Raw genomic sequence first — 20016 nt, forward strand, 5'->3', positions numbered from 1 at the left:
TTTGTAACCTTGTCATGGCGATAACCCACAGCAATGATTATCATTACTGTGGTCTCACCGATTTAATCTATTACTTTTCAGTTGGAACGAACGTCTTTTTGAATGCAAGGATTGCGTCTTTAAGAGTTTCTTCGTCTTTTGGTAAAGCACCAGTAGTACGAATTTCTTCTAATACTTCTTTACGGTTATGATCTAAGAATACAAATAACTCTTCTTCGAAACGAGTTACATCTTCAACTGGAACGTCGTCGATGAAACCTTTCGTTAATGCGTAAAGAATCGCAACTTGTTTTTCCATTTTTATTGGTTTGTTTAAACCTTGTTTTAACACTTCTACCGTACGAGCACCACGATTTAATTTCGCTTGTGTCGCTTTATCAAGGTCAGATCCGAACTGAGCGAACGCTTCTAACTCACGGAAAGACGCTAAGTCTAGACGAAGTGTACCAGATACCTTCTTCATCGCTTTTGTTTGTGCCGATCCACCAACACGGGATACGGATAAACCAGCGTTGATCGCAGGACGAACTCCTGAGAAGAATAAGTCTGATTGTAAGAAAATTTGTCCATCAGTGATGGAAATAACGTTTGTTGGGATGTATGCAGATACGTCACCAGCTTGCGTTTCAATAAATGGTAACGCTGTTAGGGAACCTGATCCTTTTGCATCACTAAGTTTTGCTGCACGCTCTAATAAACGAGAGTGTAGGTAGAATACGTCACCAGGGTAAGCTTCACGACCTGGAGGACGTTTTAATAGTAAGGAAAGCTCACGGTATGCAGACGCTTGTTTCGTTAAGTCATCATACACAACTAATACGTGTTTTCCGTTATACATGAATTCTTCACCCATTGTTACCCCAGCGTAAGGTGCTAAGAATAACATTGGAGCTGGTTGAGAAGCAGATGCTGTTACAACGATTGTGTAATCTAATGCACCATGCTTACGTAAAGTTTCTACTACTCCACGAACAGTAGATTCTTTTTGACCGATAGCTACATAGATACAAATCATATCTTGGTCAGCTTGGTTTAAGATTGTATCAATTGCAACGGAAGTTTTACCAGTTTGACGGTCACCGATAATTAACTCACGTTGTCCACGTCCGATTGGTACAAGCGCATCAATCGCTTTAATACCAGTTTGAAGTGGCTCATGAACGGATTTACGATCCATAACACCAGGAGCTGCACTCTCGATTGGACGAGTTTTCTTTGTTTCAATTGGGCCAAGACCATCCACAGGTTGTCCTAATGGATTCACGACACGACCGATTAATTCTGGACCTACTGGTACCTCCATGATACGGCCAGTACGGCGAACAGAATCTCCTTCCTTAATTTCGCGGAAAGGACCAAGAATAACGATACCTACGTTGTTTTCCTCAAGGTTTTGGGCAAGACCCATAACACCGTTTGAAAATTCAACAAGTTCTCCAGCCATGACGTTGTCGAGGCCATGAGCACGAGCAATACCGTCACCTACTTGAATAACTGTACCTACATCGCTAACTTCGATTTCTGACTGATAACTTTCGATTTGCTTTTTTATCAGCGCACTAATTTCTTCAGCTTTGATGCTCATGAATTTCACCCCTATCTACTATCTGTTCAAAGTTAATTGACGTCCAAGACGTTCTAATTTACTACTAACGCTTCCATCAAAAATGCGGTTGCCGATTTGAATTTTAAGGCCACCTAGAATAGATGGATCGACGATGTTTTCAATGGATAATGATGCTTTTCCTACTTTTGCAGCAAACACAGCGGATAGCTGTTGCTTTTCTGCTTCTGAAAGAGCTTTTACGGAATAAACGACAGCTTCTGCTATATTGCGAGCTTCATTCGCTATTTTCTTGTACTCATCGACCATGTCGACTACAATATTTTCACGATGACGATCTACTAAAAGCTGTAATGTATTTACGATAAATGGAGAAGCGCCTACAAATCCTTCGCGGATGATTTGCTTCTTTGATTCTTTTAAAACTTTTGGGTTTGTTAACACTAATTGTAATTCTTTGTTCGTTGCGAACACTGCTTTTACTTCTGCTAATTCTGTATCAAATTGATCGAAAGTGTTGTTTTCTTTTGCTATTTGAAAAAGAGCTAACGCATAACGTTTTGCTGCACTATTTTTACTCATCGTGCTTCGCCTACCTGTTTAACGTAGTCGTCGATAAGTTTTTGTTGATCTTGCTCATTTAGTTCTTTTTCAATAACTTTAGATGCAATTAGGACAGATAGTGATGCTACCTGCTCACGTAAAGCAACAACTGCTTTCTCTTTTTCTTGCTCGATTTCTTTTTTCGCATCTTCTTTTACGCGATTAGCTTCTTCTTGTGCTAATTTAATAATTTCGTTCTTTTGGTCTTCACCAATTTTTTTCGCGCTTTCTACTAGAGTTTGCGCTTCAACGCGTGCTTCTTTTAATAACGCTTGTTGCTGTTCTAAAAGCTTTTTAGCTTCGCGATTACTATTTTCAGCCGCATCGATTTCACTAGAGATATGGTTTTCACGTTTCTTCATCATGTCCATAAGCTTATCCCAAGCAAACTTACGTAGTAACCAAAGTAATAATAGGAAAACTGTTAATTGGACAAGTGAGTCGCCAAGAGTTAAACCACCACCAGCACCAAGTACTAATGTGTCGAGGTTGCTCATCATTGCTTTCACTCCTTTCAAGGAATACATCGTTACATGAGAAAACTTGGTCTACAACCAAGTTGTGTAGTTTATAAATGGTCTATTTACAAACGAAAGCTAGTTTCTTCTATTAAAACTATTCTCGTCTATTTTATGTTAAAAGGAGTAATTCCCTTAAACATCGTATAAACGAAAGGCGAAGGTTCTCGAGTGAGACGGACTTCGCCTTTATTGAACCTTTTTTAAGCTAATTTTCTAAAATTACATTACCATGAATGCTACTACTACCGCGATGATAGGAACAGCCTCTACTAGTGCTACCCCGATGAACATTGTAGTTTGAAGAGCGTTCTTTAACTCAGGTTGACGAGCGATCCCTTCTACTGTTTTACTAACGATCATCCCGTTACCGAAACCTGCACCTAGTGCTGCTAAACCAATTGCGATTGCTGCTGCTAAAGCTCCCATTGATAATTTCCTCCTTATGTGTATAAAATAATTTCAATTTTTGTAAAAAAAATTTATAAATTAATGGTCATGACTCACTTTGTGTGCCATATAAACCATTGTTAACATTACAAAGATAAACGCTTGAATTGATCCGATGAACATTTTGAACGCTATCCAAATCATCATAGGAATTGCTGCTAAAACAGTTCCGACGATACCAGATGCGATTCCAACTTCGTATCCATTTACTGCTAGTCCTACTAGTAATGCTAGCAAGATTTCTCCTGCAAACATGTTACCGTATAAACGTAATCCAAGAGTAAGCGTGTTTGCGAACTCTTCAATTATTTTTAACGGGAACAAGAACGGCATCGGTCTAAAGTAATCCTTACCGTATTCTTTAAAGCCTTTTAGTTTAATACCATAATAGTGCGTTAATGCAACGACCATTACAGCCAACGTTAATGTCATCACTGGATCGGCAGTAGGCGCTTTCCACCATAACTCATGGTTATAGACGATAGCTAATGGAAGTCCAAGCATGTTAGAAACAAACACGAACAAAAGCAATGTTAGTCCTAACGTGATAAATCTGGCTCCAGTTTTTAAATCCATCGTACTACTGATGATGCCTTTCACAAAATCTACTAGCCATTCCAGGAAGTTTTGCATACCAGTTGGTCGTAATGCTATTGTGCGTGTTCCGATTACTGCTACTAGAAACACGATTGTTGCTGCAATAATTGTCATGATAACGTTTGATAGGTTAAAGGATATGGTAAAATCCCCAAACAAATTAACAACCCTTATCGGTGCTCCATGATCCAACTGTACTCACCTCTCTTCCCCACTGCTTATGAAAATTCTTGCAAATGAATCTATGATAATGACAATATAGGATGTCACAATCCCGATAATTACTCCGTATAGATTTAAATATTCTGGCAATCTTACGGCTAGTACTACTCCTAATACGGCGGCAGCCATCCTTGATACAGTTCCAAGTGACATCATTCTGCCACCTTCAGCTGCTACCGTTCCAAGTTTATTAACTTTTCGGTATAGTAGCCAATGGTTATAAAAGCTGATAACTGTTCCTAGTAGTAATCCTAGAAACCAGTCTTGGTATGGAGTGAAACCCCATCCTAATACATATAAGGCTGCTATAAATAGAAAATACCTTATATGACGCATAAACATAATTTTAGTATCAGGCATAATCATTCTCCTGAAGAGTATTTTCGAAGTAATTGCATAATTCCAAATATACCTGTAGCCAGTCCCAGAAAGAGACCGATAAGTAAAAACAACGGCGGAGTTTCGAATTGTTCGTCTAACCACTTTCCTACAAAAATACCTAGTAAAGTAGGGCCAACTAAGTAAGAGAGAATGCTAGTAGTTAGTGCCATTGCACGGAAAGGGTGTTTCTCATTAGTCATCCTAAATCACCCCAATAATGGTGGTCAAAAAAAAGAGGTCCAACTCGATGAAAATATGTAACATTTACAAGTGTTTTCAATGTATGAAAACCCTACCATTTCATACCCTTTGTAAGCATACAATAGCATTTTGTCAATGTCAATGTGTTATACATAAATTCTCAGTAAACTTTATTGGTATTAAATGGTGTGATAAAAATCACTGTATTATAGTAGTCCCAAAAACTTTACTCTTTATTCTAACACGATTTTAATTGGATTTTCCTGCATTTCTAATTTGACTTTGTGAACATTTTGTGTCCAACTTAAAAACAACTATAAAAACGGCGATTTCGAAAAAAACTTTTGTGAAAAAGCTTTTCTTTATTCGAAATCACCGTCTTTTTATTAATCGAAATATAGATCCACTTCAATGGAATCTTCTTTCTCTTTTCTTTTCGCAAAAATAACTGCTTTTACTAATCCTTTACCTTTCAGTTTTTCCCCACTTATTTCTTTTCTAAGCAATCCTCGTGGTACATCTCGTTGCCAGTCAAGAAAATCGATAAAATGAAGCGTGTCCCCTTCGTATAATGCGATTCCTAACTCTTCTGCACCTTCTGGAACAAATACTTCATATTGATAGCTACCTTCTTTATCGCCGTATCCAAATTGAAAACCTTGAATTCTCGGATAGTTAGGTTCTTCGATCATAAATAAGTAAGGTAACCGAATTTCTTGCCCATCTGCTTTCACCGTTATTTGACCTTCATGCATTCCTGGTTCTAACTTTTCCGGGTTAATATCGAGTGAAACTGTTACTTCTTTCATTTCTCCTGGTTTCAATGAGAAGGATGGGGGAATCGACCATATAATTCCTTTGTTTGCTTTCGGAATATCGAAACGATATTTTACTTCTTTTTCACTAACATTTTCTATTTGAAGAATAACATCTTTCTTTTCTCGCTTATCAATTTTTTCGTAAATTCCATAATGAAGGGATCCTGGCTGAATGATAGACTTTGTCTCCATTGCATCTTTTAGTTGAATACGACCTGTTCCTTGCTCGAGAACAGAATAAAATTCTCCATCCCCTTTTTTTAATACTTTCGTTGTATTCATTAATGCCGCTTTTATTTTTGAAGGTTCCCAATCTGGATGAGCTTGCTTTAGTAATGCTGCTGCTCCTGCAACATGAGGTGCTGCCATGCTCGTCCCTTGAAGCGCAATATATCCATTTGGTACGGTACTATCAATTGCAACTCCAGGCGCAACTAAGTCCGGTTTAATTTCCCACGTATGTGTAACAGGTCCTCTTGAACTAAAAGAAGCAATTTCATCCCGATGCCATCTGTATTTCGTTTTCATTAATTTTCTTTTCTTTTTCAATTGGTTTTTTAAAAATACCCCGTCACTTTTCGAAATAGAGACGACCGGTATGTCCACTTCCATCTCTAGTCCCCCAAGAAACGTTCCTTCTAAATTATTATAAATGATAACAGCAATTGCACCTTGTTCTTTCGCATTTAACACTTTTTCAGTGAACGGAATTTTCCCCCGTTCGATTAATACTACTTTTCCTTCTACATCTTTTATGTCTTTTTTCTCACCGAGACCGACAAACTCCATCTCGTAATACTTTGCTTGTTTTAAATTCCACTTTGGGGCTCCTTGAAACGGGAGCATTTCTACTTCTTCGCTCGAGAAAATAGTAGCGATGTGTGGGATGTGTAATGGAGGGGTGGACGCTCCGACGGATATCGCCTTTGTTGACGTGCCAGGTGAGCCTACTGTCCAAAGGTTCGGTCCCGAATTCCCACTCGATGTGACTGCAACAATGCCTTTTTCGACTGCTTTATCTAAAGCGAGACTCGTTGGCCAGTCTGGACCGTTAATCGTGTTTCCGAGTGATAAATTTAAAACGTCTACTCCGTCTTTAATTGCTCGCTCAATAGCAGCAATAACTTGTTCACTCGTGCCATTCCCACCTGGTCCAAGTGCTCGATATGCCATAATTTTCGCCTCTGGTGCTACCCCCATCATCTTTCCATTCGCAGCAACAATTCCAGCAACGTGTGTTCCATGTAGTGTTGGAGGTCCTTGTTCACGCTTTGTTTCCATCGGATCATCGTCCTGATCGACGAAATCATAACCTCCAATATAATTACTCGCTAAATCTGGATGTGTATAATCAATACCAGTGTCGATGATCCCTACTACAACACCCTCACCTGTTAAGCGGTCTCCATCCTCATCGAAAATGCCTCTTATTTCTTTCCCACCAATAAACGGGACACTTTCATCAATGTGTGGGTTGTAGATAGAAACAGGTGAAACATCGAGTATCCCTTCCTCTTTCTGTAGCTTTTCTAACTCTAGTACCGGTCCCTCTATCGAATATCCGTGAAATACTTCTGTGTATGTATATTTAATAGAGAGTGTAGGGTATTGCGTTTCAATGATTTGTTGGATTGCCTCATGCATTTCTTCATCTGTCCGGATAATAACCGTTTGTGTTTCTTCATCACTTATAGGTTGACTAACGGGTAACGGTGGACGTTCTGGATATTGAAAGGCATACGTTCGTTGGGTAATAGAAAAAAATAATGCAACAGCTATCGATATTATTAGAAATTGACGGCACGAATTCATTAATTTAACCACCTCTTTTCTAATGTTTGTTTTTGGAGGGAGAAATATGTAACGATTGTTTAGCGTGGATTGAAGTTTTTTTGAAGGTGGGGAATGGGGTACGGATAGGCCTGTTTAAGGTGGTTTTGCGGGGCGATTTTTAATTTTTGTTGTAGTTGGGAGGAAATTTTATGCGATTCTTTGAGATTTATGAGGCGCTTGGGAGGTTAACAATTCACTATACGTAGTTTATGAGGCACTTGTGGAAATAATTGATGCACTTCGCGAATTTTTTGACGCACCTGTACAAATTGTCGACGCTCTTGGCAATTCGGGACCAATCGGACTTTCGGGCAAAGACCGCTTCTTTATTCGTGCCAACCAAACTAGCTTTCACGCCAACCGCGACTCTGTTTCGGCCAACTGAGCTCCCTTTCACGCCAACCAAAACACTTTTTCGGCCAACTGAACTCTCTTTCACGCCAACCAAAACACTTTTTCGGCCAACTCAACATCTTTTTGCGCCAACTCGACATTCTTTTGTGCCAACCCAACATCTTTTTGCGCCAACCCGATACCCTTTTGTGCCAACCCAGCTTCCTTTTGCGCCAACCCGACACCCTTTTGTGCCACCACAACATCCTTTTGCGCCAATCGCAACACTTTTTGTGCCAATCGCAACACTTTTTGTGCCAACCCAGCGTCCTTTTGTGCCAACCCAGCTTCCTTTTGCACCAACCGCAACCCCTTTTGTGCCAACCACACCATCCATCCCCTCCACCTCATCAAAAAAAGCTCCCCATAAATGGGAAGCTCGTAAAAATTATTTTGTACCGTACAATCTATCGCCAGCGTCGCCTAGACCAGGAACGATGTAGCCTTTTTCGTTTAGCTTTTCGTCTAGTGCTGCGATGTAAATGTCCACGTCTGGGTGTGCTTCTTTTACTACTTCTACGCCTTCTGGTGCAGCGATTAAGCACATAAATTTAATATGTTTTGCTCCGCGTTTTTTCAAGGAATGGATTGCTTCTACAGCAGATCCACCTGTTGCTAGCATTGGGTCCACTACTATTAGTTCTCTTTCTTCTATATCTGAAGGAAGCTTCACGTAATATTCAACCGGTTGCAACGTTTTAGGGTCGCGGTATAATCCAACGTGCCCTACTTTTGCTGCTGGGATTAGCTTTAATATACCGTCTACCATGCCAAGGCCAGCACGAAGGATCGGGATAATACCTAATTTTTTTCCTGCTAATACTTTTGATTTTGCTGTTGCTACAGGAGTATTTACATCCACTTCTTGAAGTGGTAGATCACGAGTAATTTCAAAAGCCATTAATGTAGAAACTTCATCTACAAGCTCACGAAATTCCTTCGTTCCTGTACTTACGTCTCGTATGTATGTTAGTTTATGTTGAATTAGCGGATGATCAAAAACGTATACTTTTGCCATCGAAAGCGCTCCCTTCATCTAATCAAAAATTTTATATCACGAATCTATTTTGTCCACACTTTCACTGATTTTACAGAAATTCGACAAATCGTTCAAGTCATTGACGAAAAAAAATAGAGGTCTAACATCAGACCTCTACAAAAACCTTATCCTAGTTCAGGATATAGTGTGAATTTAGCAGTTAATTGTTCTACTTTTTCTGCTACTTCTTTTAACTTCGCTTCATCTTCATGATTTTTTAACGTTTCGGCGATTAGAGCTGCGATCACGTCCATATCTTCTAAACCGAATCCACGACTTGTAACCGCTGCTGTTCCAATACGAATACCACTTGTTACGAATGGACTTTCCGTTTCAAATGGAATTGTATTTTTGTTAACTGTAATACCTACTTCGTCTAATACCTTTTCCGCAACTTTACCTGTAATGCCTAAAGAGCGTACATCTACAAGTAATAAATGGTTGTCTGTTCCACCAGAAACAAGACTTAACCCTTCTTTTTCTAGAGAAGAAGCTAAACGTTTAGCGTTCTCAATAATGTTTTGTGCATATACTTTGAAATCGTCTTGTAATGCTTCACCGAATGCTACTGCTTTTGCAGCGATTACGTGCATTAATGGGCCACCTTGAATTCCAGGGAAAATGGACTTATCAATCTTCTTCGCCCATTCTTCTTTACAAAGAATCATTCCACCACGTGGTCCACGTAACGTTTTATGCGTAGTCGTCGTAACGAAATCTGCATAAGGAACTGGGTTAGGGTGTAAGCCCGCTGCAACTAAACCTGCGATGTGTGCCATATCAACCATGAGGTATGCACCTACTTCATCCGCAATTTCACGGAATTTAGCGAAGTCGATAACACGTGGATATGCACTTGCACCCGCAACGATAAGTTTTGGTTTATGTAATTTCGCCTTTTCTAATACATCTTCATAATTAATGGTATGAGTTATTTCGTCCACACCGTATTCAACGAAATTATATTGAATTCCACTGAAGTTAACTGGACTTCCGTGTGTTAAATGTCCGCCATGAGAAAGGTTCATCCCTAAAACAGTGTCTCCCGGCTCTAAAATCGTAAAGTAAACTGCCATGTTCGCTTGCGCACCAGAATGTGGTTGCACGTTTGCATGTTCTGCTCCAAAAATTTCTTTCGCACGATCTCTCGCAATGTTTTCTGCTACGTCAACATGCTCACAGCCACCGTAATAACGACGACCTGGGTATCCCTCTGCATATTTGTTTGTCAGTACAGAACCTTGTGCCTCCATTACTGCTTCACTTACAAAGTTTTCAGATGCAATTAATTCTATTTTCGTACGCTGTCTACCTAGTTCTGCTTGTATCGCTTTAAACACTTGTTCATCTTGTTTTGCTAATGTCATTCTCGAATCCCCCTTTGGCGTTTATTCGGAAATTTTTCATTCTCCACATTATATTATCATGTACGAGGCTACTTTTGAAAGTAAAAAAAGAAGATTGATAGCGTTTCCTACTGTAAATTTTCGGATTATTATTCGTCCCAATTCCAAAAGGTGACATCCCCTACTTGGGCCGCTCGTAGTCCTTCGACTTCCTTTAGCTTCAAAAGTTCCTTTACCGGTCCAGTAACGACAGCACCGTATACTTGGAAGTCATTTTCCTCTATACCTTTATAGTACTTTTCAAGATACTCCTTCGTAAATATATGTTCTTGGAATGTACTTTCTTCAATCAACCCTTGTAAGTTCACTAAATAAATATCTCTCATTTGTTCTGCTCCATCTACAAAAGGTCTAGAGATGGACATCGAATGGCGATATTCTTCATCTACCGTACTTACTCTACCAATCCCAAGACCTTGACCAGGTACGTAGTTAATATAACCTTCTTCCCCACCACTGGAAGACATATAAGGAAATGCCCTTTCTCCAACATTTAACGGCATCCAAAGAACATGAATATCATAACCTTCCAATAAAGTTAGTAACTCTTCCATACTATAATAACGGTCCATCGAAAATGCCATTTCTGCAACAGTACCTTCATGGACTTTCTCTAACTTTTCCCATTGCCCAGGTTTTTCTGGAGCATCTAAAGGTGTTCCCCCCGTTGGATCTTCTGGCAAATAAAATTCAAATGTATTGCTGTATTGTGGTTTTTTATTTACAGTCATTGTTGGCTTACGTTGGAATAGCTTCTTCTTTATTTCTACTTCCCCAATTTCTATTTCACCGTTTCCAACTTTCTTATAGATAGGATACTTTATTGTTTGAGTAAAAAAAGAGTCTATTTCTGGGTATACCCAAAAACGATATTCAATATGAATATTTGGCTCTGTTATTAGTAACATAGTGTCGGCATCATGAGCGTACTTTAACGGATTCGTTGTTTGGATAATGATCCATTTCATTCCCGATACTACAAGAAAATATGCGATTAATACGGCGATTGTTATTCGGAGAATCCGAAAAGTAAGCGTGAATCGATACTTCGTTAATATTTTCTTCTCCTTCTCTTCTGTCCAGTTACTCATATTTTTTCTCCTCTCTTTCTCCGAGATCTTGAAGTCGTTTTCTGGCACGATGAATCGTAATTTTCACTTGGCCTTCGTTCATTTCTAACACTTCGGCTATTTCCTCATAACTATAATTCTCTATTTCTCTTAAATAGAGAACAGAACGATATTGCTCGGGGAGGAGACTAAATAGTTCTTCTACTAATTGGTGGTTTTGCTTCTTTTCATATTCTATCTCTGGAATTCCATACGGACTGACCATTTCATCACGTTGTAAAAACGGAACCCACTGCCATTTCTGTTTTTTGCGCCAAGTGTCTAAATACGCATTTCGTGCAACTTTATATAACCATGCTCTCGCTGAGGAATTGTCCTTCCATTCATGCAAAGAGATTGTCGCTCTCACAAACGTTTCTTGGACTAAGTCTTCCGCAACTGAAGGTGAGCCTGACAGTTTCTGCAAATAGTAATAAAGTTGTTCCGCGTAGGCTCGGTATAATGTATCCAACGTCTCCCTTCGTTGCTTCTCCACTTTTTCTCCCCCTTATCTATTATGAAAACGAACGATGTTGGAAAAAGTTACAGTACATTTTTAAAAAAATAAAAGCACTTGAGTAAAGCTTCAAGTGCCATCTTCTAAAACATATATCGCTCTCGCACCGCCGATTAACTTTGGACGGGTAGTCGCTAACGTGATGTGTGCTTGGCCAACGTTTTTTCGTTTTACCCGGACAGGTACAGCCACATGCTTTATATGCATACCGATAAAAGTGTCACCGATGTCAATACCACCGTCTGCTTTTATATGCTCTACCATAACGGCATTTGGCATGTTTCGGTACGCATAAGATGCCATTGCTCCACCCGCTTGACGGACTGGAACAACGGTTACTTGTTCAAATCCACGTGTATCTGCAAGTTCTCGTTGCACGACGAGTGCTCGATTTAAATGTTCGCAACATTGGAATGCGAGGTGGACACCCGTTTGTTTGCTGAACTGGGAGAGCGTTTCATAAACCATTGCTGCTACTTCATCCGTGCCTGCTGTGCCGATTCGTTCTCCGACGATTTCACTCGTACTACAGCCAATTACAAATATTTGCCCCTTTTGAAGATTTGCTTGCTTTTGAAATTCATCTAATATTTCGGTTAATTCGTTTTTCCAATCCGAAACTGTCAACACGCTCACTCCTTTTTACAGAAAAAACCCATCAAAGCTAGCGATGGGCATTTACTTGTTTTTATTTTTCTGCAGCATGAATTTTGTTCACGCGGTTTTCGTGACGACCACCTTCAAATTCTGTTTGAAGCCAAACGCGTGCAATTTCTCTTGCTAAACCTGGTCCGATTACGCGCTCTCCCATTGCAAGGATGTTACTATTATTATGCTCACGAGTTGCTTTTGCACTGAACATATCATGCACAAGTGCGCAACGAATCCCTTTTACTTTGTTGGCCGCAATAGACATTCCGATACCTGTTCCACAAATTAAAATTCCACGATCGTATTCTCCAGAAGCTACTTTTTGAGCAACTGGTAGTGCATAGTCTGGATAGTCTACACTCGTTTCACATTCACAGCCTAAATCATCGTGCTCAATATTCATTTCATTTAAAAGTTCAATAATTTCTCTGCGGATATTCATACCACCATGATCTGAGGCAACTGCTACTTTCATGTTTGTCATTCTCCTTTACCGTATGTTTCTCTTTTTTCATATTACCCTTCTAGTTAAAAAAAATCCATCATTACAATTGGAGAAAACGTTTGTCTGTTTTATTTACAACTATTCACCAGCTCCATTGTTGCTTTGTCTGTATTTTGCACGTAAGAAACGAGCTCATGTAATTGTTCGTTTTGCGTTTCTATAGAAGCGGACATTTCTTCTAATGAAGCGGTTGTTTCTTCAATAATAGCCGCAAAATCACTTACCGACGTTTCAATGGAGAACGAAGATGCCCCTAGCTGCTGTGTTATTTCTTCAAATTGCTTAGCGGTGTTATTTAATTGTGTTACACTTTCGCTAATTTTCAAAAACACCCCGTTCGTTTCTTTCGTTAACTCCACACTTTCTAACATTCTTAATGAATTGTCCTTCATTTGCTGTTGCGTAATGGCGGTGCTCTCGTTTACTTTTGCTAGATTGTTAGATATTAAATTAGCTGTGTTAGATGTTAGCTCCGAAAGCTTTCTTATTTCAGCCGCCACGACCGAAAATCCTTTACCGCTTTCTCCAGCACGGGCCGCTTCTATAGAAGCATTCAACGCTAAAAGGTTTGTTTGTGCTGCGATTTCTTGAATGTTATTTGTAAAACCGTTCGTTTCCTTTATTTTCTCCACTAATGTTTCCATCGTTTCCGACATTAGTTGAATACTTTGCTGAAAGTCTACTATTTTAGTAGAAAGTAATTCAACCGTTTTACTACCATTTTGTGTTTCGAGTTGGGATTTATCCGTTTCCTTCTTCAAAACAGAAGAGCCTTCGAGCAATTGCTTTACCATTTCGTTTAAACTTTCGATTGATTCAGTAATAGTAGAAGCCGTTGCACTTTGTGTGTTCATTCCGGAAGATATTTCGTTTACGGCTATTACCATTTCATTAAAAGTATAACCTTGTGTTTCTCCTTGTTTACGAATGTTTGTGAGGTTTTCACCTATAGTTGTCGCTTTATCACCGATTACACTAGCTTGATGTTGTAGCTTTTGTAACATGTTTTCTGTTTCTTCTTGTAGTTTTTGGATTTCTACATTTTGCTTTTGAGACACGCTGTTTTGGAAAAAGAGCGTTAACGTAATGACGATGAAAATTAAATAGAAAATGACTAAGTTTTTCAAGTCCATACCTAAATCAGCACTTGTTGTTATAAAGTAAAGAGCGCTAAGCAATAAAGAAGCAACTGTTCCAACGATTAGCGTATTCCGTGTATTATATATAGCAGCTGCGGTCATGATGTATAGTGGTAATAGCATAATTGGTAACGATGAGGAAACAGACATAATAAGGTAGACGACTATAGCAATCCCACCAATAGCTATATAAGGCGTTTGCATTAGGAATATTTCTTTTTTTATAAAGAGCGATAGAGCCGATATAAATATAGCTCCACCTATGCCGATTGTTAGGATGACCGCTAACGGTTGTAGAATGGATATTTCCACTACTAAGGCTAGAAGTACTGATATGAATGTAACGAGATTGATAAGTTTGTTTTTTCTTGTAATGTCTTCTTTTTTTAGTTGGTCTAATTTTTGTGAACGTTCCGTCATATAGAAGTACCCCTTTTAGTAACTGTAGTTTGTTAAATCTAGAACTTGGACCTCCCCTTTGATCCAGTTCTTTATTGCAAATAGCGGAAATACCGGCTACCATAGTTCCGCTTCACTTCGCTGCATGTACTCGCTTGGTCGACCGTACCGCGACGTCCTGTCGCACGGTCGACACTAGCACGTCCTGTGCGTCGCCGCGGGCGTGGCTTGAGCCTCCTCCTCGCTTTCGCTCGTGCGGGGTCTCAAGACTCACGCTTCCCCCGCTGGAGTCTCGCACCTTCCGCTCCGTTCCACTCACGGTTCTAAATCTTTTAAGGTAAAATATTGTAACAGTTCTAAGGCGAACCAACCATTATCATTTACCGTTATTTATCAAAAAAACCTCAGCTATTAGAAATAATAAGTGTATTTATCTCTTTTGAAAGCTAAGGTTTTATTAGTTGTTTAAATATGAAATTTTTCTATCGTTTGTTTTAGGCGGTTTGCTTGGGTGGCAAGCTCTTCGGAGATGCCTTCAATATCATTGATTAATGTTGCTTGTTCTTGTGTAGCTGCTGTTACTTCTTCTGCACCCGCTGATGTTTCTTCTGCGATTGCTGCTACTTCTTGTGATTGTCGGGATGTTACTTGAATGACTTCCATTTGTCTGTTCACTAAATCCGCTATATGTTTTACCGCGTCGGCTACTTCCATGACAGACTGTTGCATTTCGGCAATTACTTCGTTCGTTTTTGTCCCTTTGTCTGCCTCAACATTTGCTACTTTTACTTGTTCTTTTATGCGAGCAACGACATTTTTTACTTCCACTTGTATGTTTTGGATCAAATCGGAGATAGCTTGTACTGCTTTTGCACTTTCGTCCGCAAGTGAACGAACTTCATCCGCAACAACTGCAAATCCACGACCATGTTCACCAGCTCGAGCTGCTTCGATGGATGCGTTCAATGCTAAAAGGTTCGTTTGCCCGGCAATAGTGCCGACTAATGAAATGATATGTTCCACTTCTTTCGCATGTTGTTCTAATCTTTCTACCGCTTTTAATGATGCGCTATTATTTTCTGCTAGATTATGAATACCAGACACAAGAGAGTGAATGATTTCTTTGCTTTCATTTAAATCTTGCACCATTTCTTGCGATAATTGCTCAGATGACGTTGCTTTTGTATGTACTTCATCCGCAATTTGAATAACATTTTCTACAGACTCTGCTGTATCTTGTACAGAGGCAGCAGAACTTTCTGCCCCTTTTGCAATTTCTTCTATCGTTACTGCAATGTTGTCTGCTTGTTCAGAGGCTTGAGAGGAAACGGATGAAATATGCATTACCTTTTTGTTCGTTTCATCGAAGTTTTGTTCAATATGTTGAACCATTTCTCTTAAGTTATGAAGCATTAAGTTGAATGACGTCCCAAGCGCTTGAATTTCATCACGTGATTGAACTACAGGAACGTCTTCTGTTAAATCACCATTCGCTGCTTTTTCTGCAACTACTTGAATTTGATGTAATGGCTTCGTTAAATATTGTGCAGCGACGTAAGCTAATATTCCCGACCAAATAACACCTAACGTTAATGTAATGATCGTAAACGAGACTTCATTTAAAAATGATACATAATCTGCCACAACGTAAATGAAGAAACCACTCACACTATACGTAATCGCTGCTAAAACTGTAGTAAAAATAACTAACTTCCAACGCAAACTAAAGGTAAATATTTTTTTCTCCTTCAAGCTTCTTCCCTCCCAAATTTCCCCTGCCTACAACTTTTTTTCTACTATCTGTTCAATTAATCTCTTTAGTTCTTTAAATGTTTGTTCATACAAAGGTACACTGCCGCCAAACGGATCGATTATATCGCCATCTTCGTCTGCAAATTCCTTTAATGAGAACGTTTTCCCCTGTGCATGCGGATATTGATAAGTAATGGATTGTTTATGCTGATTTGTCATTGTTAAAATGTAGGTCGCCCATTCAATATGCTCTTCTGACAGAGCTGTCGAACGATGATCAAAAGCTATACCCTGCTCTTCCAATACTATTTGCGCTTGTGGAGACGGAGCACTACCAGAATTCGCATAAATCCCTGCTGATTTCACTTCCACACCCGGTAGTTTTTTACTATATAAAATCGCTTCTGCCATTGGGCTTCGACAAGTATTTCCTGTACATACAAATAAAATATTCATTTTCATGTCCTCCTCGATGTTATTGTTTAATACTATTATAGTCCAAGTTCGGAGAAGAACAGAAAAAAAGTATGAAAACTTTTATATACTTTATTTCGGCATATTTCAATAAATGTTTATGTACTAGATAGCAAAAATTAGGTAAAAAGTAATAAGATTTTTAGAGTTTTGGATGGGGATTCCTCTTTATCGTCATGGGATAGATGTTTATTACAGGTTTTCATGCAGTTACGGGGAGATTTTGGGCGGACCTGAACGGGTTATTGACGGTGGTTCGGACTTTTGACGCACTTGAGAAATTTATTGACGCAGATACGAACCTTTTTAACGCACAAAAAAAGCAAGGCATACACCTTGCTTTTACGGCAATAGTAATTTAATTCCGAATGCTAGTAAAATGCTGCCACCTAGTGCTTCGCTGTAGGAGCCAAGCCAACCTTGTAGCTTTTTCCCTGAAAGAAGTCCGATCCACGTTAATATCATACTGACGATTCCGAACATCATTACGGTTAAAAATACTTTTGCACCGTATATGCCTACGCTTAATCCGACAGAAAAGCTGTCCATGCTGACACTTAAGGCAAAAAGGATTAATCCGAAGCCTACTGGGGTAATAAACGGTTTATCATCCTTTTTAAAGGAGGCAATCATCATTTGTAAGCCGAGAAGAATTAATAAAATGCCACCCGCCCATGTTGCTAGCGCACCGAATTTTTCTGACAGCAGCTTTCCTACGAACATACCTCCGAGCGGCATAATGATATGAAAAATTCCAATTGTAACCCCTATGTAAAATATTTGCCTTAATCTTAATTTAATCATTCCCATCCCTAGCCCAACGGAAAAGGCATCCATTCCTAGAGCAACTGCCATAATAAATAGAGTTATGAGTTCTTCTATAAAGTGTGTAATTGTAATCTCTCCCTCCCAACCGGACTAGCCTATATAAACTTATGCACAACCAAGAAGGGATAGAAGAGAAATATACAATTTTTAGTTGTTATTTTTTTCATAAAAAAAACGAGCAAGGTTATCCTCACTCGTTTTCTTTCACTATTTTATGACCAGCTGCTTTTTGTAAACGATTCATAATGGCTGCCCCAACACCAACTTGTGGAAAACTTTCGCTAAAAATAATATCCACAGACGTTTCATTAAAGGCGCGCAATACTTCGTATAGATGTGCTGCGATTGTATGTAGGTCTTTTCTCGTACCAACTGTTAATACAACATCGGCTTTTATCCTATCTATTTGTTCATCTGTGGATAGTACTCCGACGATTTTCCCATCTTTTCTCGCTTTATCCACAACGTGTTGTAGATATTGTGGACTTCCTTCTACTATATATAGTGGTGCGACCGGAGCATAATGTGTATATTTCATTCCAGGCGACTTTGGTTTTAATGATGCTTCTTCTTTTTCCAGCGCAGGATCCACATCCACTCTGCCTACCACTTTTTCAAGTTGCTCTTTCGTTACGCCACCTGGCCGAAAAATAACCGGGATGTCCCCTGTACAATCTACAACGGTTGACTCTAGGCCAACTCCTGTTGCACCACCATCGACAATACCAGCTATTTTACCGTTAAGATCCTCCTCAACATGCTTAGCTAATGTTGGACTTGGTTTACCTGAAAGATTTGCACTCGGAGCAGCAAGCGGTAAGCCGGACTCTTCTATTAGCGCTAGTGCAATTTCATGATCCGGCATCCGAATCGCTACCGTATCTAGCCCAGCAGTTAATAACTCGGAAATACCTGCCTTCTTTTTTAAAATAATCGTTAATGGTCCCGGCCAGAACGTTTCGGTTAACTTTTTTGCTACTGGTGTTATGTTATCCACAAGGTTTATCAACTGTTGTTGATTACTAATATGTACGATTAACGGGTTATCACTCGGTCTACCTTTCGCCTTAAAAATCTTAGCAACGGCGCTATCTTTCAAGGCATTTGCACCAAGTCCATATACCGTTTCAGTAGGAAAAGCTACTACTTCATCTTGTTGTAAAAGTGCTGCTGCTTGTTGAACATGTGGATAACTTTCTGTTTTTACTTTATTTTTATCCACAATCCACTTTATTGTGTTCATTTTATCATCCTCGTTTAAAAATCTAGTAATAGTACTATTACTTTATTAAAATTTTCTCCATAACACAAGCTTTATCCACATTCTGTGGATAAAGCATACCTTTTTTGTGGATAACGTTGTTTGTTTCAGAATATTTCACAAAAAAATGTGTATAGTTCCGATATCCATATAGAATAACCTATAATTCACATGCTAACACTTTACTTTCGGATAATGAAAATGTCTCCTTCACGTAAGGTGATTGCTGTATTTCGGACGGCACTTCTTCTATTTTTTGTGGTACAAAACCAAGTAGTTCAAAAAAAGATGCAAAGTTGGCCTTGTTCGTAAACAGAAATAGTTTTTCTACTTCGCGCTTTTTTGCGTATATTTGGGCTTGTTCAAACAGCTGCAAAATATGATGTTGCTTAAAACTTGGTGAAATAACGAGGGACCGAAGCAAAGCGTATTTTCCGTGACGTTCAATTCCTAACGTCCCTTCTATTTTTCCCTCTTCATTTTCTACCACTAAAAAGTCTTCAATCGAATCTTCTAAACCTACTGCACTAATATTAGCTTGTCCTAAAAATCGTTCTACCATTTGCACATCATTTCTATTAGCCGTTCTTACATATTTCATATTTTTCCACCTCGTTTTAAATAGATTCTAGTAATAATCTATGAACCGAGATAGAAAGTAGAACTGTTTTTATAATAAATCTATCATTTATTTAAATTTCGCGAAAATGTTTGCAATAAATTCGAATAAGAAAAACTTTACTTCCACTTCTTCTGGCTCTTCATCTACTACTACTAATTGTTCTGATTGTTCTTCGTCCTCAAAAGGTGTTGCAGAAGTTGCTTCTCCGTTTGAAAAGTCTAAGAAACATAATGGCGGAAATAGTACACACCACCAGTTTGCACCAGTACCTTTTCCTAACGTAATTTTAATTGCTTCGTAATCTCCAGCTGGATATATAAAACGACCGTACATTTTTGTAGGAAAATCTGCTCTTCCAAACTCTACATTATACTTTTGCTCGATGCCTTCTGCTACCATTACTTCTTCAATAATATCTTCTATTGCTGGGATGTTTCCTTTAATGACAGCTCTTGCTTCTTCCTTTGACGTAATATCTGCTACCCAAATTGTAATTTCTTCGTTCACTCGATCGCGTATTTTACGTTTTAACTCTTGATCTTCGTCATTATCACTATTTGCTAGAATACGTAAACGAATCGCATCGTCCGGAATAACCATTGAACCGTTCTTAACACCTGCTTCTACTTGCTCGCCTACTAGTGACACAAAAGCTCCCATAAACATTATTACTATATATAAAGGAATCATATTTTTTTTAACCATTTGCTTTTTTCTCCCCTCTCTAGCAAACA

Annotated in this window: 22 protein-coding genes; all 22 read right to left on the reverse strand. The window is 39.0% G+C overall.

Going from position 1 to position 20016, the window contains the following annotated elements:
* Positions 1 to 70 precede the first annotated feature (70 nt).
* Positions 71 to 1585 carry a F0F1 ATP synthase subunit alpha gene (atpA, locus tag BC6307_RS21945; protein ID WP_066418346.1) on the reverse strand — a complete coding sequence of 505 codons (1515 nt, stop codon included), beginning with the start codon at positions 1583 to 1585 and terminating at the stop codon, positions 71 to 73.
* A gap of 18 nt (positions 1586 to 1603) precedes the next feature.
* Positions 1604 to 2146 carry a F0F1 ATP synthase subunit delta gene (locus BC6307_RS21950; RefSeq protein WP_066418344.1) on the reverse strand — a complete coding sequence of 181 codons (543 nt, stop codon included), beginning with the start codon at positions 2144 to 2146 and terminating at the stop codon, positions 1604 to 1606.
* Entirely contained in the window at positions 2143 to 2664 is a 522-nt protein-coding gene (gene atpF, locus BC6307_RS21955; RefSeq protein ID WP_280522909.1) for a F0F1 ATP synthase subunit B, read from the reverse strand. The genes BC6307_RS21950 and atpF overlap by 4 nt, the downstream gene beginning before the upstream one ends.
* A 243-nt stretch (positions 2665 to 2907) precedes the next feature.
* Positions 2908 to 3114 (reverse strand): F0F1 ATP synthase subunit C, encoded by a 207-nt coding sequence (gene atpE, locus BC6307_RS21960; protein WP_066418341.1) that lies wholly within the window; start codon positions 3112 to 3114, stop codon positions 2908 to 2910.
* A gap of 60 nt (positions 3115 to 3174) precedes the next feature.
* On the reverse strand, positions 3175 to 3924 hold the full coding sequence (gene atpB, locus BC6307_RS21965; protein ID WP_066418340.1) for a F0F1 ATP synthase subunit A: 750 nt from the start codon (positions 3922 to 3924) through the stop codon (positions 3175 to 3177).
* Positions 3925 to 3930: 6 nt separating this feature from the next.
* Positions 3931 to 4314, reverse strand: coding sequence for an ATP synthase subunit I (locus BC6307_RS21970; protein WP_066418337.1), 384 nt, complete (start codon positions 4312 to 4314; stop codon positions 3931 to 3933).
* Positions 4315 to 4316: 2 nt separating this feature from the next.
* On the reverse strand, positions 4317 to 4535 hold the full coding sequence (locus BC6307_RS21975) for an AtpZ/AtpI family protein (protein ID WP_066418334.1): 219 nt from the start codon (positions 4533 to 4535) through the stop codon (positions 4317 to 4319).
* 387 nt (positions 4536 to 4922) lie between these two features.
* Positions 4923 to 7166 (reverse strand): S8 family serine peptidase, encoded by a 2244-nt coding sequence (locus tag BC6307_RS25615; protein WP_066418332.1) that lies wholly within the window; start codon positions 7164 to 7166, stop codon positions 4923 to 4925.
* Positions 7167 to 7622: 456 nt separating this feature from the next.
* Complete coding sequence (locus BC6307_RS21985; RefSeq protein ID WP_066418327.1) at positions 7623 to 7913, reverse strand: hypothetical protein; 291 nt, start codon at positions 7911 to 7913, stop codon at positions 7623 to 7625.
* Positions 7914 to 7968: 55 nt separating this feature from the next.
* A complete protein-coding gene (gene upp / locus BC6307_RS21990; RefSeq protein ID WP_066418319.1) occupies positions 7969 to 8598 on the reverse strand; it encodes a uracil phosphoribosyltransferase in 630 nt (209 codons plus the stop codon).
* Positions 8599 to 8744: 146 nt separating this feature from the next.
* Positions 8745 to 9986 (reverse strand): serine hydroxymethyltransferase, encoded by a 1242-nt coding sequence (locus tag BC6307_RS21995; protein WP_066418314.1) that lies wholly within the window; start codon positions 9984 to 9986, stop codon positions 8745 to 8747.
* Positions 9987 to 10114: 128 nt separating this feature from the next.
* Positions 10115 to 11116: an anti-sigma factor gene (locus tag BC6307_RS22000; RefSeq protein ID WP_066418312.1), complete on the reverse strand. Its 1002-nt coding sequence runs from the start codon at positions 11114 to 11116 to the stop codon at positions 10115 to 10117.
* Positions 11109 to 11630 carry an RNA polymerase sigma factor gene (locus tag BC6307_RS22005; protein WP_066418309.1) on the reverse strand — a complete coding sequence of 174 codons (522 nt, stop codon included), beginning with the start codon at positions 11628 to 11630 and terminating at the stop codon, positions 11109 to 11111. The genes BC6307_RS22000 and BC6307_RS22005 overlap by 8 nt, the downstream gene beginning before the upstream one ends.
* Before the next feature lie 90 nt (positions 11631 to 11720).
* Complete coding sequence (locus BC6307_RS22010) at positions 11721 to 12278, reverse strand: TIGR01440 family protein (RefSeq protein WP_066418307.1); 558 nt, start codon at positions 12276 to 12278, stop codon at positions 11721 to 11723.
* Positions 12279 to 12339: 61 nt separating this feature from the next.
* Positions 12340 to 12777, reverse strand: coding sequence for a ribose 5-phosphate isomerase B (gene rpiB / locus BC6307_RS22015; protein ID WP_066418305.1), 438 nt, complete (start codon positions 12775 to 12777; stop codon positions 12340 to 12342).
* A 98-nt stretch (positions 12778 to 12875) separates the two neighbouring features.
* Positions 12876 to 14366 (reverse strand): methyl-accepting chemotaxis protein, encoded by a 1491-nt coding sequence (locus BC6307_RS22020; RefSeq protein WP_066418303.1) that lies wholly within the window; start codon positions 14364 to 14366, stop codon positions 12876 to 12878.
* A gap of 444 nt (positions 14367 to 14810) precedes the next feature.
* On the reverse strand, positions 14811 to 16097 hold the full coding sequence (locus BC6307_RS22025; protein WP_066418302.1) for a methyl-accepting chemotaxis protein: 1287 nt from the start codon (positions 16095 to 16097) through the stop codon (positions 14811 to 14813).
* A 27-nt stretch (positions 16098 to 16124) separates the two neighbouring features.
* Positions 16125 to 16553 carry a low molecular weight protein arginine phosphatase gene (locus BC6307_RS22030; RefSeq protein WP_412766300.1) on the reverse strand — a complete coding sequence of 143 codons (429 nt, stop codon included), beginning with the start codon at positions 16551 to 16553 and terminating at the stop codon, positions 16125 to 16127.
* 360 nt (positions 16554 to 16913) lie between these two features.
* Positions 16914 to 17426, reverse strand: coding sequence for a manganese efflux pump MntP (locus BC6307_RS22035; protein WP_174522381.1), 513 nt, complete (start codon positions 17424 to 17426; stop codon positions 16914 to 16916).
* 163 nt (positions 17427 to 17589) lie between these two features.
* Positions 17590 to 18642: an L-threonylcarbamoyladenylate synthase gene (locus BC6307_RS22040; RefSeq protein ID WP_066418296.1), complete on the reverse strand. Its 1053-nt coding sequence runs from the start codon at positions 18640 to 18642 to the stop codon at positions 17590 to 17592.
* A 178-nt stretch (positions 18643 to 18820) separates the two neighbouring features.
* Entirely contained in the window at positions 18821 to 19261 is a 441-nt protein-coding gene (locus BC6307_RS22045; RefSeq protein ID WP_066418293.1) for a GNAT family N-acetyltransferase, read from the reverse strand.
* Positions 19262 to 19348: 87 nt separating this feature from the next.
* Positions 19349 to 19987, reverse strand: a complete 639-nt coding sequence (spoIIR, locus tag BC6307_RS22050; protein ID WP_066418287.1) for a stage II sporulation protein R — start codon at positions 19985 to 19987, stop codon at positions 19349 to 19351.
* Positions 19988 to 20016 lie beyond the last annotated feature (29 nt).

Source organism: Sutcliffiella cohnii, from assembly GCF_002250055.1.
Taxonomy (GTDB): Bacteria; Bacillota; Bacilli; order Bacillales; family Bacillaceae_I; genus Sutcliffiella; species Sutcliffiella cohnii.